10 protein-coding genes are annotated in these 17,207 nt (G+C 56.8%); 2 read left to right on the top strand and 8 right to left on the bottom strand.

The features are described 5' to 3' along the window. Positions 1-43: 43 nt before the first annotated feature. Together Pla52nx_RS19180 and Pla52nx_RS19175 are read right to left on the bottom strand one after the other, a co-directional pair. Positions 44-1,360: a PQQ-binding-like beta-propeller repeat protein gene (locus tag Pla52nx_RS19180; protein ID WP_146519884.1), complete on the bottom strand. Its 1,317-nt coding sequence runs from the start codon at positions 1,358-1,360 to the stop codon at positions 44-46. Between the two features lie 203 nt (positions 1,361-1,563). Beyond that, complete coding sequence (locus Pla52nx_RS19175; protein ID WP_146519885.1) at positions 1,564-2,913, bottom strand: Gfo/Idh/MocA family protein; 1,350 nt, start codon at positions 2,911-2,913, stop codon at positions 1,564-1,566. A gap of 162 nt (positions 2,914-3,075) precedes the next feature. On the opposite strand from Pla52nx_RS19175, the gene Pla52nx_RS19170 reads away from it, so the two are divergent. Further along, entirely contained in the window at positions 3,076-3,579 is a 504-nt protein-coding gene (locus tag Pla52nx_RS19170) for a hypothetical protein (protein WP_146519886.1), read from the top strand. Between the two features lie 324 nt (positions 3,580-3,903). Here Pla52nx_RS19170 and Pla52nx_RS19165 read toward each other — a convergent pair whose 3' ends face one another. Continuing rightward, the gene (locus Pla52nx_RS19165; RefSeq protein WP_390620381.1) at positions 3,904-7,419 is read right to left on the bottom strand and encodes a type II secretion system protein GspD; all 3,516 of its coding nucleotides are present in this window, start codon (positions 7,417-7,419) and stop codon (positions 3,904-3,906) included. A 335-nt stretch (positions 7,420-7,754) separates the two neighbouring features. After that, entirely contained in the window at positions 7,755-9,923 is a 2,169-nt protein-coding gene (locus Pla52nx_RS19160; protein WP_146519887.1) for a preprotein translocase subunit SecA, read from the bottom strand. A 303-nt stretch (positions 9,924-10,226) separates the two neighbouring features. On the opposite strand from Pla52nx_RS19160, the gene Pla52nx_RS19155 reads away from it, so the two are divergent. Beyond that, positions 10,227-11,678, top strand: coding sequence for a BBP7 family outer membrane beta-barrel protein (locus tag Pla52nx_RS19155; protein ID WP_146519888.1), 1,452 nt, complete (start codon positions 10,227-10,229; stop codon positions 11,676-11,678). 304 nt (positions 11,679-11,982) lie between these two features. Here Pla52nx_RS19155 and Pla52nx_RS19150 read toward each other — a convergent pair whose 3' ends face one another. The 4 genes from Pla52nx_RS19150 to Pla52nx_RS19135 all read right to left on the bottom strand — a co-directional run bounded on the left by Pla52nx_RS19150 (position 11,983) and on the right by Pla52nx_RS19135 (position 16,958). After that, on the bottom strand, positions 11,983-13,473 hold the full coding sequence (locus Pla52nx_RS19150) for a hypothetical protein (protein WP_390620382.1): 1,491 nt from the start codon (positions 13,471-13,473) through the stop codon (positions 11,983-11,985). Positions 13,474-13,631: 158 nt separating this feature from the next. Next, entirely contained in the window at positions 13,632-14,015 is a 384-nt protein-coding gene (locus tag Pla52nx_RS19145; protein WP_146519889.1) for a hypothetical protein, read from the bottom strand. A 164-nt stretch (positions 14,016-14,179) separates the two neighbouring features. Continuing rightward, a complete protein-coding gene (locus Pla52nx_RS19140) occupies positions 14,180-16,411 on the bottom strand; it encodes a carbamoyltransferase C-terminal domain-containing protein (protein ID WP_231741944.1) in 2,232 nt (743 codons plus the stop codon). Positions 16,412-16,442: 31 nt separating this feature from the next. Next, complete coding sequence (locus Pla52nx_RS19135) at positions 16,443-16,958, bottom strand: hypothetical protein (protein ID WP_146519891.1); 516 nt, start codon at positions 16,956-16,958, stop codon at positions 16,443-16,445. Positions 16,959-17,207 lie beyond the last annotated feature (249 nt).

Genomic DNA, 17,207 nt, shown 5'->3' with positions numbered 1-17,207 from the left:
GCGGGAATTTCCGGATCAAACCTTTTACGAAGCGGTTGCGAGGTCATCGCAGCGGTGCGCAAATCAGTTCCGCATCATTGCGGGCGAAGATCTCTCCGTTCGAAATCGCGGGGTGAGACCAGACCACGCCGTCGCGTCTGGGAAGCTGCAGTTTAGTCGGCGAAATCAGAAACCCTCGCGAGTGCAGGGTGAACCCGCTGGGGCTGACCGTGGCATCGATCAGCTCACCTTGCTCGTTGAGCATGATTTCACGATCGCCATTTTGAATCGTGTGCACGGTCGCCCATCGATTTCGCTGCACTGCCTGGTCCGACTCCCAAACGCGGTCGCCGTTGTCGAGAGACAGGCAGCGGAGTTGGCCGTAGCTGTCGACCCCGTAAATGTGGTCTCCTTTGAAGAACGGGTTGCTGATCATGCAGTGCAGCGCGTCGGTGTTCTTTTCATCGACTCCGATACGACGCCAAACGGTCGTCGCATCCAGTTTTTGTGAATCCAATCGAACCAGCAGTGAACCGTCATAAAACGAAGAAACGAACACGAGGTCATCTTGTACGATCGGCGTGGGGACACCGATCGGCATGTTGCGAGGCAGCATCTCGATCCGCCAATGCGTTTTGCCCGTTTCCGGATCCAGTCCTGAAAGACTTTCGCCGGACCAACAAACCAGTACCTCTTGGTCGGCTTGTCGGACGATCACCGGTGAGCTGTATCCGGCACGTTCATCGATGGAACGCCAGCGTTCGGCCCCCGTTTCTAAATCGAACGCAACGACGCAACTGCCGTTGGAGCCGCCGACGATTTGGATGACCCATCCGTTATGGACGAGCGGAGAGGCGGTGATGCCCCAGATCGGCATGTTGATCTTGTACTCGGCGTTCAAGTCATGTTTCCAACGAACGGCGCCGGTTTTTGCGTCCAGGCAGTGCAAGTGCCCCATCGCGCCCACCGCCAGTGCCACGCCATCGGTGACCGTGACTGCGGCACGTGGTCCGGCGCGATACTGGATCGTGTACGGGGCGTCATACACGTGTTGCCAAACGAGACTGCCATCACGTCGATCGACGCAGATCACCCGCTCGACTTCGCCCTGATCGATCGGCTCACCGTCCGCGTCGCGTGCTCCGTGGTCGGTGACGTACACCAGACCATCGGCGACCGTTGGCCCGCTGTAACCGGGGCCCAATGGAATGGTCCACTTCCGCGTGATCTCTCCGCTGGGCAAGCTTTGCAGTTGTTCGGACTGGCTCAGTTTTGCGTCACGTCCATTCCCCCGCCACTGCGGCCAGTCGTCCGCGTGCAGCGTGCCGACGCAAAAAGCCAAGCTGCTGACGATCAATACGCATTGGCGAGTGAGGGACATGGTGGGTTCTGTTGGAAAGGTGGGAAGTTGAGAAATGTATTGGCAGTCAATAATACCAGCACGAAGCGCAAGCGAGTGGATTCTTACCAGCACGAAGCGCAAGCGAGTGGATTTATCGATTCACTCGCTTGCGCCTCGTGCTGGTATGCCCCGCGTTTCAGCAAATGTAATGCGTCATAGCGTTGCCGCTACGGTTGCATTGGTTAGGTCGCAGGGTGGACGTAGGGTTTTCGGTACTCGCGTCTCAGCAATGCTGTTGCTTGCTCATCACCGACGATCGTGTGCGTCTCGGGATCGAATTGTAGCGAGCGTCCAAGTTTCATGGCGATGTTGGCCATGATGCATGATGCGCTACTAATGTGTCCTTGCTCGATATCCGCCACTGGTTTGGATCGCTTGTCGATCGCGTCGAGCAAATCTCGCATGTGACCGCGGATCGCGGACGCAACAGGCAGCTCCAACGCCCAGTCGCGTTGGTCCGTCAGGTCCGTGGGGTACTTGTCGGTTTCGATCACGGCTTCGCCATGCAGTTTCTTGCCGCCGCCGCGTGGTTCGAAATCAAACTTGTTCACGCTCAACTTCAACGTTCCTTTGTCGCCATAGATCACAGCGGCCCAGGGATACTCTGGGTCCGGTGCGGCGCCCCATGAACGATGCGTCCAGTTGACATTCAGCTCGTCAAACTCGAACGTCGCCGTTTGGGTGTCCGAGATGTTGGCTTTGGATTCGTGGTCCACATAGATTCCGCCAAAGCTGCTGACGCGTTGTGGCCATCCCAGTCCCAGTTGCCAGCGGACGAGATCCAGCATGTGAACGCACATGTCACCAACGATACCGTTGCCGTACTCCATGAACGCGCGCCACGATCTTGGATGAACCAACTCGTTGTAGGGACGCATCGGAGCTGGTCCCGTCCAAGCTTCGTAATCCAGATTGGCCGGCGGCATGGTGTCTGGTGGATTCTTGCGGGCACGCATGTGGTAGTAACAGCAGACTTCCGCGTACGCGACATCGCCCAACAATCCCGCGTCGACCACTTGTTTCTTTGCGTCAATCAAGTGTGGCGTGCTGCGTCGCTGTGTGCCGACTTGGACAACCCGACCGGTGCGACGCGCGGCATCGAGCATCGCCTTACTTTCCAGCACATCGACTCCCGTGGGTTTTTGCACGTAGACGTCCGCACCGGATTCCACGGCAGCGATCATCGGCAACGCGTGCCAGTGATCGGGCGTGGCGATCAGGACAATGTCCAGGTCCTTTTCAGCCAACATGTCATTGTAGTTGGCGTAAGTTCGAGGACGCTGTTTGGAGGCTTGGCGAGTGGCGATCATGTCAGCGCACTGGTCCAACATGCTCGAGTCAACATCACACAGCGAGACGACTTCAACCGGCTCAATGTTCATCAACTGCATCAAGTCGCATTTGCCATACCAACCGCAGCCGATCAGGCCGACGCGTCGTTTCTTGGTATCGGAGGCTGCAAAGGCTGATGAGGCGAGGGCCGAGGCGGATGCGGCCACGGCGGTTCCGGCGAGGAAGTTTCGTCGATCCATTTTTCGTGAGTGCTTTGTTGGGGAGGAAGCGGATGAACGGGGTTCCCATAGTGTAACATGAGCCGGGCGGTCGGTTTCATTTCTACGGTTTTGTTCCACCGGTTCCCATTTCGCCGGCGTTCGTAAAAAAGCCTTGAATCGGTTCCTAGAGAAAGTTCAACCATGTCGACCAGCGACGTCCGTAACGTTGAATCGCTTGAGCGGCTCCGAGTGGGTCTGTTGAGCCTGTCCGATGATTGGGAAAAGGTCTTGCAGGAAATCCGACTGGTCGTCCATCGGGCGGAAGACTATTTCGCCAGCCGAGTGCCGAGCTATTGGCGGGGGCAAACTCAGTTGGCCGAGCGTGAGCTGACCGAGGCCAAGGACTACCTATCACAAAAGTTGGCGTCGGCACGTGCGTCGGATCGACCGAGTGCGATCGAAGCCAAGAAACGCGTCCATAGTGCTCAGCAGCGTTTGAACGTGTGTAGAGAAAAGACACGCATTGCGAGAACGTTGGCCGTGGAGATCAAGCAGCAGTGCGATGAAATGCTAGGTCCGTTGGCGGACATGACCGAGCATTGTGAGACCATCCTGCCGATGGCGGCCGGAGAGTTGAAGACGTTGTTGCAAACACTGCACGATTACATGGACAGCAGCGGCTTGACGCCGCCGTCGGATGGTTGACTGGTTTAACGACAAGCCGAAGGCGAAATCGCGACCACCAATCGGTACCGCAGAAGTCAATCGCCGCTTCCGCCTGCGGCCTAGCGTACGTTAGCCTTTCCAGGCTGACATCTGCATCACCGTCGTTTGTAGCCGAAGGCGTAGGAGACGCGACCAACCGGTTTACCCCGCCGGGTCAAATACGATTTCGCCTGGGGCTTGGCGTTAAACAAATACGATTTCGCCTGCGGCTTGGCGTTAAACAAAACGCATCAATAACGAAAAAAACGCCGGCGTTTTGCGCCGGCGTTTCTTGATTCTCGAGTCAACACGACTAACCGATGGTTAACGGTTGGGGATAAAGCCCGTTTGGGTCTCTTCCTCTTCTTCCTGGATGATGATCCGTGGGGTGACCATGAGCATCAAGCTTGAGGCGTCACGCCCGACGGCCACGTTGCGGAACAAGCGGCTGACGTAAGGGATCTTGCTCAACATCGGAATACCACGCTCGGTGCGACCTTCCGACATACGCTTGATACCGCCCAGTAGAATCGTTCCACCATCGGGAACACTGACGGTGGTTTGCACCGACGTGAACGCAAAGGTGGGCAACTGCACGGTGGTACCGGTGACAACCTCGGTTTCGTTCGTGGTGTCGACTGCATCGTTGCTGTCGATCACTCCGTCACCGTTGGTGTCCTCTTCGTTGCGGCTGCCCGAAGTCGTGCTGCGGGTGCCTTCGAATGTGAACGTGTCGACGTCACGGATTTCACTGAAGAACGGAACCAGGGTCAGACGCACGAATCGTTTGTCATCACTGACGATCCCTTGCACGTTCAACTGGGTTCCTTCGTTCAAGACCACGATGACCGGTTGTTGAGCGACGGCAAAGTCACCGACGACCGGCGTGATGCTGGTCACGAACGGACGCTGTGAAACGTCCGAGATCGATGCAAACTGGCCGTCGAACAAGGTCACCTTGGGAGCTTGCATGACGTTGTTACGATCGTCTCCCTGCGCGGCTTGCAAGAAGAAGAACGCTTCGATGTCACTCAAGATCGCAAAGCCGATCGATGAAACCGATCCCCCGTCAAGTGCTACGAAAGGTGGTAGCAGACCACTGGTTGCATTGTTCAGCCTGATGTCCAAATCGGGCGTGGGCAGCGATCCGTCCCAACCGACTGTAACACGTGGGCCACTGTCGTCATCAGGCAATTGCTGAACGTTGTCATCAAACTGGACGTCAAAGTCGACGCCGATTTGCTCAAAGAACGTATCGGCCAAGGTGATGAATCGAACTTCGATCGTGATCTGCAGGTTCTGCAGCGAACGAAGAGATTTCAACAGGGCTTGAATCTGATCGTGAACGTCACTGGTGGTGCTGATCACGAGACTCAAGTTTTGAGGGTAGGGTGCCATTGTGCTGGGGCCACCGAGGGCTTCCCAGGTATCAGGCACCACCGTTTGTTGGATCAACTGCATCAACGAGTCGAAGTCGGCGAAGCTGCTACCACCGGCGGCTCCAGGAATACCAGATTGAGGACCGGTCGGTCCCATTCCGAAACTGCTCTGCTGGCCCATTCCGGCGTACTGACCCAGCATGGTTGGCCCCATGCTTGCCGGCGTCATGTTGCTGGCCGAACGATTGGCCATGTTGGCCATCGACACGGGCGTCAACTGAACGTTCGGCGTGGGATTGGCCATTTGGTAAGCGGCACGCAGAGCACCGGCCAAGCCGTCTTCGTAGCTGGTGGTGAAGTTCGGGATCGGCGTGACAAGGTCAGCGACCTTGTACGTGCGGAGTTTGACATCGCTTCGTTTGGCTTCTTCGCTGGTGATCATCAACACGTCGTTCTTGATCGCGTATGCAAGGTCGTGGTTGCCCAGCATGATGTTCAGGACACTGCCGAGCTTCAACGGTTGGTTTTGAACCATCGTGATCGGAGTGTCCACCGAGACTCGGATGGCTTGCAATGCACGTTGATCAATGTGGATCGGAACACCGGTGACGGCACTCAAGTCCCGCAGGACTTCGCCCAGCGGTTGGTTGGTGTAGTTGACATCGACCGGAGCTTCCAAACGGGCACGGATCTTTTGTTCGGCAACGGTGCCGAATTGGGAGCCGTCATTGCGAGCGGCACGCATGTTCGAAATGTCGTTCCACGTTTTCGGATCGGGCATACGCATTGGCATGCTGGGGTCGATCACATCGACGGCACTGCCCATGGAACGCTCGACGTCTATCATTCCTCTGGCAAAGAGATCTTCCTTGTCACTACGGATCTCCTCGTACATTTGCATGCGAGTTGCCACGCGGCTTTCGAGAAACATTTGGGTGGCGATGTCGCTACCGGGTTTCAGCTCGTTGACCTTTTTAGCGACCACCATGGCTTCGGACGTTCGACCTTCACGCATCATGTCGTTGTAGGTGTCAACCAATGCCGAGATTTCTTCATCGATGCGGGCATTCATGTCCGCAGCGTTCGCCATATCGCTCCTGACTTTATCATTTTGCAAGTCCAGCTCGATCTTGACCTTGTTGGCCTCGACGTACTGTCGTTGCTTCTCCAAAGCTTTGTCGACCATGTTGGCCAAGGTCCGCTTGGAATCTTCGCCCACGTTGGCGCTGTCCACTCGACGGCGAAGTCGATTGAGGTTGTCCAGAGCGTCCAGAGGAGCGGTTTCACTTAACTGGGACGTGTTGGCCAGTTCGGTGGTGATCTCTCGATACAACCGAGAGGTTTCGGCTTGCGCCTCCAGTTGAGCCTTTTCGATGGGCGTCATCGGCCCGTCGGCTGCCGGATTCGCGGCGAGGGGTAGTCGTTCAGGTTGCAGCAGCGTCAACTTGTCTTTCAGTTGACGACGCATGCTGAGGTCCATTTGGGCTTCGTATTTCCAAGCCTCAAGGAACTTCTCACGGGCGGTCTTGCGATCGCCACGTTCCAACGCTTCCAGACCGGCAGCATACAGTTGGTCGCCAGCGCCGACGGTCGCCAGAGCCGGATTATTGTTTCCGGGCAAAGGTGCCAGTGGCGATGGGTTGCCCAAACTGGGTGCCGACTCGGTCTGTGGGAATTCGCTGATCCCTTGGACTTGAGCGATCGGATTCATGTCTCCTACGGTGCCAGATGGTTGATTGAACAGCATCTGGCGAACCATTCCGGCTTCGCTTTCCGCGGACGATTGTCCACCGGCCAGGGCGATCGGATTGTTGGTCGCGGCACGACGTGCGGCGGACTCGGCGTCGAGGGCAAAGTCCCAGACACGCGGCTCGCCTGCGGCGAAGGCGGTTTCGGGAACGTTCAACGCTTGGGCTTGGCGAGCCAATTGCAAGGCAGTTGCAGTGTCACCGCGATCCAGAGCCGCACGTCCCACTGCGATCAGTTGCAGGGCACGAGCCTTGGCGGCTTGCGGTGACGTTGGAGCCTGAGAGGCACCAGACATCGGCATCGCACCATTGACATCGCCGAGCATCGCCAGGTTGGTGTTTCCACCGGCGGCGTAGGATGGCACGGACGATGCGGCGGGTGCCGACTCGGGAACGCTCAGCAACGCGGCGTCGATCCCTGCAACTTGCAGATCGATTCGCAGACGGGCGACGTCACCGGCGACACTGGGTGCCTGGCGGGACATCAAAACGGCTTGACGATACTGACGCACGGCCAGTTCGTAGTTTCGCTGTGTCATGGCTCCGCGAGCTTGATTGATCACCTGCTTGACCGCCTCGGGGGCGATGGCCGGAGACCCATTGGGGTTCGCGTAGGATGACGTCGTTGCCGTGACGTTGGTTTGCCCGGCGGTCGTGCCGGGCATTGCGAGTTGAGCGGAAACGGTTGACGTTCCCACCAAGCACGCCGTCATGGCGAGGCCCAAGATGTTTGGGCGGGTGATTTTCTCGAAGCGATTCAACGCGACTCTCCTTCTTCGCGGTGAGACAACAGTAAACGGGCATGACTACCCAAAACTCGCGGCGCATTTGCCTTCCGTTGGCAAGCATATGTGTCTGTCACAGCGGGCAGACGCGCCGGGAGCCTCTGGGGCGAAACCCTATGGCATGCGGTGGGGATAAGGTGTTTTTTCCAGCAGTGTCAACAGAGATCGACGCCAGAAAACACGTTTTTTTCCAAATCAAACCCGCGTCGGCACAACGCCAGAGGGACTTGAGGCGATTCTGAAAAGTTTCGCCCCTATTTGGATCAATCTGGGGTATCCAGGTAAGGATCCTGGCCGATCTCACGCTGCATCTTTTTGCGTTCCTTTTCATGGTGCAGCAACACCATCCGGTCACGAAAATGCTTTCGTTCCACTTTCCGCTGTGCCTTGCGAAAAAGGCTCGCCAGTCGGTCGATGGAGCCCGCCAAATCGACCCCACGCGCCTTCAGCTTCTCGGCTTTGACCTGTCCCAGGCCGCCCCGCAAGATGTCGTCGTCGAGCGACAGAAACTGTCGGTACGATCCCGGGTCGCCCTGGCGTCCGCAACGTCCGATCAACTGACGGTCGATCCGAGCAGCGTCGTGCAGCTCGGTACAGATGACATGCATTCCACCCAGATCCACGATTTCGTCGGCAAGTTTGACGTCGGTACCACGACCGGCCATGTTGGTCGCCACGGTGACCCGATTACGTCCACCTGCTTGGGCCACGATTTCGGCTTCCAACTCCACGTTGTTCGCATTGAGCACGCGATGTTGGATGCCGACGTCGTTCAACATTCGGGACAGAATCTCACTTTTGTCGATCGATCGTGTTCCGATCAGGATGGGACGCCCCGTCGCGTGGATCTCTTGGATTTCGTTGACGATGGCTTTGAATTTCGATTCCATGGAACCAAACACGCGGTCCGGCAATCGCTTTCGCTGTGGCGGCCTGTTGGTGGGAACGCGTAGCACGGGCGTCCGATAGATGCGTTTCATTTCGCGAGCACTGGTCGCAGCGGTACCGGTCATTCCGGCCAAGTGGGCGTAGCGCAGGAACAGGTCTTGAACGGTGATTCGTGCCGCTTGGCCTGTCGGCACGCTGATCTCCAAGCCCTCTTTGGCTTCGATCGACTGGTGAATCCCGTCTCGCCACTTGCGGCCCTCCGCCAGACGGCCCGTGAACTCGTCCACGATGACGATCTCATCGATGCCTTTGTCGCCCGGACGGACGACGTATTGTCGATCGAGCAAGAATTCGCGGGAGGTTTTGATCGCACGCTCGGTGTACTCGTACAGATCGACCAAGCCCATCGTGCGGACCAGATCGCTTTTGGGCAACGAACGCACTTTTTGGCGTCCTTTCGCGGTCAATTCGTACTGTTTTGTTTCGGGATCGATGGTGAAATGATCGTCCAATTCGTAGGACCCAGCGTGTTCGGCTGCCCACCGATAGGTTTCCACGATCTGGTCCCGCACGGTGTCTTCAATGCTGCCAATGATCAATGGCGTTCGTGCTTCGTCGATCAAAATGCTGTCGGCTTCGTCCACCAGACAGAAGTGCATCCCGCGCATGACGGGCTGGTCACCGGAGGATGAAAAACCACCGTCGCCGTCGCCCAGCATCTCGGTCTGGATGCGGTTTTGAGCTCGCAACAGCAGGCGGTCACGCAGGAAATCGAAGCCGAATTCCTTGGCCGTTCCGTAGGTCACGCTCGCCGCGTAGGACTTGCGCCGTGATCCCTGATCGTCGGGCGTCTGAATGATGCCGACGGACAATCCCAGCATTTGGTAGATCGGTTCCATCCACTCGGCGTCACGTTTTGCCAAGTAATCATTGACGGTCGCCAGGTGGGCCCCCTTGCCGATCAGCGAGTGCAGGTACATCGGCAGTGTCGCGGTCAACGTTTTTCCTTCCCCCGTCTGCATCTCCGCGATGTGGCCTTCGAACAGCGAGATTCCACCGACGATTTGCACGTCGTAGTGACGCATGGAAAGTGTTCGACGTCCGGACTCGCGTACCAACGCGTAGGCTTCTGGGAGCAATTTGGCAAGTTTTTCGCCGGCCATCGCGCGATAGCGAAGTGCGAGCGAGCGTTTGCGAAGGGAGGAATCGGATTCCGCCATCATCTCAGGCTCCAACGCGTTGACCTCAGCCAACATCCGTTTCCAGCGAATCATCTTGGGCTGAAAACCGCGACTGGAAATCACCGCCAGGGCGCGACTGTTACTGGTTTGAAATCGTTCAGGCGCAACAGTCGCCTTGCGTTTCCCATCGTCGAGCTGAGGGATTTCGACTTCCGTGGTCATTTCGGTGCCCGCAGGATTCTCTGAGGACGGCGGCGTCAGCGGATCGGGTGTCCCAGAATGGGAATTCGAGTGGGGATTCGATGCGCTGTCGGTGGCGGCGGATTGTGATTCCGTTTTGCTGGCATCGTCCACGTTGCTCATGGGAGGTTTGCTGGGTGCTGAAGGGAAACAGGCGAGAAATGGTGTGAGTTCGAGTCACTCAAGCGAGTATTTCCGAAAACTTTTTGGTCCACATGTGCCATCGGAGGACGGATCGAACCGCCATTCTACCGCCGTTTGGCAGCGTTTCTTGTCAATCCAGGCAACCCAGGCGATTTGAGCGTTGAGCCTAGGGGACTTGGGTTGAGTTTGCCACTCGTTCGGGACGTTCTGCATATCCGGATGAATTGAGTCGATCGTCTTATACCAGTCAAACCAGTATTCCCGGACTGCACGAGACTCCAAATGAGCAAAAAATTTCGAGGCATGACCCTGGCAGCACTTCTGTTGTCAGCCTCAACGTCGGCCATGGCTGACAACAACGAATTCGTCTACGGCGACGCCGTGGATTCCCCGTCCCCCGCGTTCGTCGGAGATCTCTCCACAGAGGACGCTTACTACGGAGACCAGTACGTTGCCCCCGCGGCAAACGTTCGCCAAGTGTCGCGTGACTCCGGTTACGCAACGGCAGCCGACTATGCCCCAGCGGTTTCGCATTCGGGCAAGATGTCAATGAATCAACTGCAACCTGCCGGATACTTCGGCGATTCAGCGGGCTGCGGATGCAGCCCCGGCTGTGACAGCATCGGCTGTGACGGTGGTTGCGACAGTGCATGCTCGTCCGGCAAGTGCCGCGGCAGCATTGCGAGTGCTTTGGGCATGTGTGACAGCGATGGCTGGGCAAGCTTCGACGCCCTGTTGTGGTTCGTATCGGATCGCAACTCACCGGTCTTGGCAGCCGAAGCTCCCGCGACCATCTTCCCCGTGTTGGACGACCCTCAGACCCGTCCGGTCTTTGGCGGCCAAGGTGCGATCGAAGGTGGGCTGTCGGGCGGATTCCGCAGCGACGTGGGCCGCTACTTGTCCGACGACATCGGAGTCGGCGGTCGGTTTTGGTGGTTGGGTGAAAACGAATCGTCGTATGCCAACGCAGGCGACGGCAGCCCGACCAGCATCTCGATCGGTCGTCCCTACTACGACACCAACTTGGGCGGCGAAAGCGCTCTGTTGGGCAACCAAGCTAACTTCTTTGCCGGCGGCGTGACCGCAAGCGAATCGTTGGACATGTGGGGTGCGGAAGCGTACGCTCGGATGCGATTCCACGGTAACAAAAGCTCACGTTTGGAGTTCATCGGCGGCTACAGCCACTTTGAAATCGACAACGATCTGGATGTTGCCAGCGTTTCGGTCGACGTCAACACGGCACGCCGACGCACGTTTGCCGATCGATTCAACACCGAGAACGAGTTCAACGGTGGGCAAATCGGTTTTGAGACGACGGTCCGACGCGGACGTTGGACGGCGACTTCGCTGACCAAGGTTCACTTGGGCAACATGGCTCAAAGCGTATCGATCCGCGGCAACAGCACGGACACGCTGGGTGCGGTGACGACCACCGCCAACAGTGGCCTGCTGGCCATGGGCAACCAAGGTGACTTCCGCAACGACGTGTTCACATTCGTCCCCGAGATGAACTTCAAACTCGGCTACCGATTCCGTGACCACATCGACTTCAACGTCGGCTACAGCTTCCTGTACTTCGAATCGGTCGCACTGGCTGGCGAGCAAATCGATCGCTTGGTTGACAGCTCACAATTGGGCACCAACGCACCATTCGGAGCACGCCCAGCGTTCTCGATGGTGGAGGGCGACTTGTTCGTCCAAGGTTTGGACTTGGGAATGACGATCTCTTACTAAGCCTGCTGCTCCCCGCGGCTGCGGCATCGCTGATGTCGGTCCGGGACATAAAGGGCTGCAGCCGTTCTATGAAACGCATGAGCGTGGTCGGGAAACCGATCACGCTCTTTTTTTGTTATACGCCAGCCTTTCCAGGCTGACATCGGAAAGTCGTTTGCCCCGCAGCCGAAGGCGTGTTTGACTCGCAGCCGAAGGCGCAGGAGACACTACAAACCGGTTTGCACCGCAGAAGTCAAACGCCGCTTCCGCCTGCGCCTTTGGCTACGGGTCAAACGGGACCAGCACGAAGGCTAACTTCTGAGGCTCACTGGGTTCGCCCAGCATCTCCAAGCGTTCCCGATTCGGCTTGCACGATCGCTTCAAACTGCCTGATTCGCTCTTCGTTTCCCATACGTCGCAAGTTTTCCGCCAGTGCGACGTTGTCTGCAACACGCAAGAAGCGTTCGTACTTGACCTGCCGCTTGGATTCGTCGACTAGGACGGCATCCGCCAACTCTCGATAGCGTTTGTAGTCCTTGTGTTCTTCAATCGCTCGAATGAACTCGTCGCTTCGCGTGGTCATCAGTTCGATGGAGACGGGATTGACGATGTTTGCCAGTTCCGGCCAACGTCGCTCGAGATCGCGAGAGATTTCCCTGCGGACTCGGCTTGCATCGGACTCCTCACGCCGGCGTCGAAAACGTCCTCGGCCAGAACCGGAATCGACCGCATCGGATGCAGCAAGCAATCGCTTTTCACCCTCCAGGTTCAGTTGCGACGAAAGCCCCTCAAGGACGGCGCGTTGAACGGGATTGGCAAAACCCAAGATGACCGAATAGGGCTCGTCATCCTTGAGCAGTTCAGAGTCACCCTTGCCGAACTTGCTGTACTGATTAAGAAACTCACCGGAGGTTTTGTTGGGCAAGTCGATCGTGTCCGCCGTCAGGATCGTGTACGCATGAGCTTCGTCAAAGGACACCGATCCGTTCCCGTCGTAGTCGGGCAACTCGATGGATTCTCCCATTCGTGTACGCCCGGACAACGCCGCCCAAAAGTACGTGCTGTACTCCACATAGTTAGCCTCGTCGACTTCAGGAGTGCATCCCGCTGCGGGTCGATCGTTGACCGTTGCAAAGAATCCGCAGCGGCGCTGCGGCGACATTCCTCGATCGGGATCTCCGGCATTGAAGATCAAGCGTGAAAAACCGCCGGCGTGGCACTGGACCATGATCGATACGACATCCACTCCGTCGGGCAGCTCATCCAGCAGTCCGACAAACTCCGACATCTTGATCGATGAATTTCCCCAAGTCGCGATCGTGGTTTCGTAGGGTTCCTTGGAGGAGCTGCTGCGGCTGCCGTGCGCGGTGACGAAGACCAGGAGGCGATCCCCTGATTGCATTGTTGCACCGACATCAACGAACCATTTACGAATGTTGTCCGGTCGAGTGCTGGCGCGGACATTGGGCACACGGTGGTCGCGATAGGTGAGACCGAGCGATCGACTGTTGCCAAAGAACTCGGCCATCAAACGATTGGCTTTGGGAATCGTTTGCGGGTCCATGACTTGCACGTCGTGACCCTTGGCATCACCGTCCGAGAAAAAGCAATCGCTCTTGGACGTGTCCAAACCCAAGTCGGTCAGGACGCGTTGAAAGAACAGAACGTTATTCTCAAGCGAGACTTGATTGCCTGACGGTGCGTATCCACCGCCGATGGTCAGGAAATAGTCGTCCGCTACCGACGGGTCCGCTTGCGACAGTGAGCCGACGCAGAGCAGTGGGATCGTCAGCAGCAGCGTGTTCAGGAAACGCATCAGTATGATCTCGGGATGATAGAGGCCGTTTCCTGTCGTGACCCCGATCACGGTGGACCCGATGATGGTGGACCCGATCACGACGGGCCCCCCTCACGCAGGAAACAGAGCGCCCATCATAACGTCTGGCGCGCTGGCAGGTTGGATTTTGCGCCGAGTCAGTGCAGCGTTTCGACGGAGGCGTACATCAGAAACTGGCCGATTTGGCCGTGTTTGGTAAAGCCGCCGGTGGTGAAATCCATCTCAAACGTGATGTCCTCTACTTTTCCGTCATTCGCGTGCGTCCAGAACGAGGTCATCGCGACGTTCACCCAGCCGTTGGTTCCCGAGATGATGCGCTGCGCGGCCGACATCGCGCTGGGAATTTGAGGTGATTGCGTGGCGTAATAAAAACCGCCATCCACCCCTGTATTTGCCATGAACTCACACTTCACCTGGATCAACATCCCATCGAGAACCTGTGGTACGACCAAGCGGGGCGTGTCACTGATTCCTCCAGGTACAACATTCCAAGTGCCTTGCTTCGCGATCAAATGAGCCATCGGATTTCCCTGAAAAGACGGTAACCGTGAATTGCGAATTGCATCAGGGCAGCGGTCGAAAGCCGGTTGCCCCGCGAAGTAGTTCGCAACTGCGTTACGTGGAAAATGCCGGCCCGAAAGATCCCATGAAAGCCACCAACGTGAACCGATGGGTGCCTTGGAGGTCAAGCTGCAGTGGCGGGTCTGGTCACTCGGAAATGCAGAACTCGGCTCTGTACCATCGGGAATTCCTGCCACTGATGGATCCATTGACGAAGCTGTTGACCCCCGTCCTTGTATCCCTGGACTTTGAGATGCCAAGTGATCCAACAGGCTCCTGAATCGCTGATCATGATCAGGCAGTGCATTCCCATGCTCCGTCGCAACGCCTCCAACGCTTGCGAGGGCGTTTGAACAATCGGTGTTCCGACATTGAGCGATGTATTCACAGAGGCTTCTACGCCCGTCCGTCGTCCCATGGCTCGTAGGTACGCGTGAACGAGCGGGTTGTTGTGTTCACGTACGATTTGGATTCTCGCCGTCCCATCGTGATGAATCACAGCGGGGATCAGCTTCCGAGCAATCGGCAAGGCACGAGTCGTCATGACCATGTAGCTGTACGCATCATAGTCATCAGCGGCTGCACCATCCGAAAGCTCAAACAGTTCCTTGGCAGCATCCAACGTGACCATCGGAGCCAAAGGACGAATTCGTTCCCGATGCTTCACTCGCTCGTTCAAAACGTGCAAAGTATCGCTGGATGTCGGATCGGCCAAAATGGAACGGTGCCCCAAAGCCCTCGGACCGGACTCGGCGGCCCCTTGATACAACCCGATCACGCCTCCGTGTGCGACGATGTAAGCCATCAAGTCTGAGACTCGATCGAGTGAATCTTGTGAATGAATGTTTCCGAATGGTTCAGATCCGATGTCGTCGATCGATAGAGCCAGGGCGACATTGATGTCGTTCTCTGAGGCTGCATGTCCGCACAAGAACGGATGAGCCAAACGTCCCTCAGGCCTGTTCATCGGCGCCCCGGCCAAGCAGGCGAAGTGGTAAGCGGCACCAACAGGCAGTCCGGCATCACCTGGAAAGGGAGGAACCCACATTTGCAGCGGTCCGGAGAGTTTGGTGTAGCGTTGAAACCATGCGGAATCAAAGTGTTCCATCAGCCGCATGCTGGCAACGCAGTTGAGCGCGGTGCCGCCGGCCAGCACCACCCGTTGCGCTCCGCTACGACGGATGCCGAAGTCCAGCACGTGGAACATGGCGTCTTCAAAAACCAATTGTGTCGCCGCTGCTTTGTCGACACGATCCTGTGTGATCTCGGCATGTTGGATTTCATCCACGTTCAAAACGTGATCAGGATTCCACATTTGCGAGGGCAGGATGGGGTCGCCCAAGATATCGATGAGTGCCCGGTTGAGCGGTCGTAGGCTGCCTCCTCGATGCCAATTCGCCAATCGGGGATTCAAACGTACATCGCCATCGCGTCCAAATGAGAATACCTCACGCAGCATTCGATAGTACGGGTTCGTCATCCGATCTCCGTTTCCCCACGCAGCAGCGCCCATATAGCGTCCTTCACTGCTCAACGGCGCCCAACCGCCTTGGCAACTGCTGATGTACAGAAACATCTGGCCGATCGAATCGAAGATGTTCTTGTTGCTGTAGAAACGATGCAAACCGCTTTGATCGGCTCGATAAAGTGAGATGGAGCCGTCGTCACCCGTTCCGTCGATCACGGCAACCAACGTGGGGTGGCCGTCCTGGGCGAATGGAGAAAGTCCGTACGCCGAGAATGCGTGGCTGTCATGATGACGCAGGCAGATGATGGGGTGTGCCTGCGGTGCATTTTTCTGTCGTGAAACTTGTTTCGCAAGGCTCTGTGGCGCGCGAAAGATTCGGCCTATATCACGAGTCGAAAACGTCGGTGATGCTTCACGACGTAACAATGTAAGGCTGCCGGGTAGTTCACCGACAATATGTCCGCACAGGTTTGAGAAAAAATTGACGTAGTCCCACGTGCAAACAAATCCGTCGATCGCCCCGAGGTCACACTGCAGGTCTTGCAAATCGACTTGCATCTGCTGGAAACTGAATTCCGGAAAATCCTTGCAGTGTTTTTGCCCGACAAACCTTTCTTCCTCGTGATTGCAGATGACTCGTATCCCGGTGTCACGATCTGCTGTGACCAATCCGACACCCGTGTTGTGACCACCGCAACCCAAGCCGACGATTCGTAGTTGTTCCCCGTGCTCTAGTTTCTTCTTTGCTCGATCAAGCGTCGCCTGCGAAACTCGTGATTGTAGGGTGTGCAAGCCATACGAATGAGCGATCGTCCCGATCACGGGCTGCAACAACTTGGCGACCGACCGCTTCAGTAGACTGGACGATGGACGAGTCTGGTTAGCCACTGATGATCTCATATCGAATGATGTTCATGGTCTACTGAGGATTACCGACCACGATCGTCGACGGCTTCTCTTCCGCCACGCGGTGTTCAGTGGTTTCTGTGGTACACATCGAATCCGATAAGAGATAGCGAAACGGCATCGCTTTGATGTCCAGCATCAGGAAAATGAAGTTTCCGATAGCGATCGTCCACCCGTAGTCGGGAAACTTGCCGGCGATCAGCAGTGGCAAGAACACAAACAGCAGCCAAGTGCTCTTGTAGATCATCTGAATCAAGGGAATCACGATGAATTTCAAGGGTTGCATGAGTCCAAAAATGGAGATCACGCCAGCGGCTGTCCAGAAGCATCCGATCACGCCAACGATCACGGGATCTTGTTCGGGCAACATCTCGGGAAAACCCACCAGCTTGCGAGCCAATTTGGGAGCAAACAGAATGATTGGCCCCGTGGTCAGTCCCAGAAAGATCGTGCCGGCGTAAACCAGACGCAACCAGAAAAAGCTTTCTGACGTTTCATCTACCCGAGGGCTTGAGTCTCGTTGATTCATGGATTCCATGGACGATTGAGTTTGCGGGTGAGGTTGCGCTGAGACGGTCTGATGGTGCGGACTGATTTCACCATCTTCGGGAGATTAGGATTTCCGGACACCTCGCGACAAGATGAATCTGGACTCAGCCTCTTTGGCCGTCCGAGTGATGCTCAATTGCGTGGTTCAAAGTATTCGGGTTGTTAATCCTGTACACTGAATGGTTCGGCGGACAAGTTCGGTGAGCAAGAAAACGTGCAGCAGTAGAGA

Origin of the sequence: Stieleria varia (genome assembly GCF_038443385.1) — a bacterium.
Taxonomy (GTDB): Bacteria; Planctomycetota; Planctomycetia; order Pirellulales; family Pirellulaceae; genus Stieleria; species Stieleria varia.
This window is presented reverse-complemented; position numbering and strand designations above follow the sequence as displayed.

What these genes read in the sequence shown, in the direction of transcription:
- Pla52nx_RS19180 (WP_146519884.1), bottom strand. Translation starts at nt 1,360, where the DNA reads ATGTCCCTCACTCGCCAATGCGTATTGATCGTCAGCAGCTTGGCTTTT.
- Pla52nx_RS19175 (WP_146519885.1), bottom strand. Translation starts at nt 2,913, where the DNA reads ATGGATCGACGAAACTTCCTCGCCGGAACCGCCGTGGCCGCATCCGCC.
- Pla52nx_RS19135 (WP_146519891.1), bottom strand. Translation starts at nt 16,958, where the DNA reads ATGAATCAACGAGACTCAAGCCCTCGGGTAGATGAAACGTCAGAAAGC.
- Pla52nx_RS19150 (WP_390620382.1), bottom strand. Translation starts at nt 13,473, where the DNA reads ATGCGTTTCCTGAACACGCTGCTGCTGACGATCCCACTGCTCTGCGTC.
- Pla52nx_RS19155 (WP_146519888.1), top strand. Translation starts at nt 10,227, where the DNA reads ATGAGCAAAAAATTTCGAGGCATGACCCTGGCAGCACTTCTGTTGTCA.
- Pla52nx_RS19165 (WP_390620381.1), bottom strand. Translation starts at nt 7,419, where the DNA reads ATGACGGCGTGCTTGGTGGGAACGTCAACCGTTTCCGCTCAACTCGCA.
- Pla52nx_RS19145 (WP_146519889.1), bottom strand. Translation starts at nt 14,015, where the DNA reads ATGGCTCATTTGATCGCGAAGCAAGGCACTTGGAATGTTGTACCTGGA.
- Pla52nx_RS19160 (WP_146519887.1), bottom strand. Translation starts at nt 9,923, where the DNA reads ATGAGCAACGTGGACGATGCCAGCAAAACGGAATCACAATCCGCCGCC.
- Pla52nx_RS19170 (WP_146519886.1), top strand. Translation starts at nt 3,076, where the DNA reads ATGTCGACCAGCGACGTCCGTAACGTTGAATCGCTTGAGCGGCTCCGA.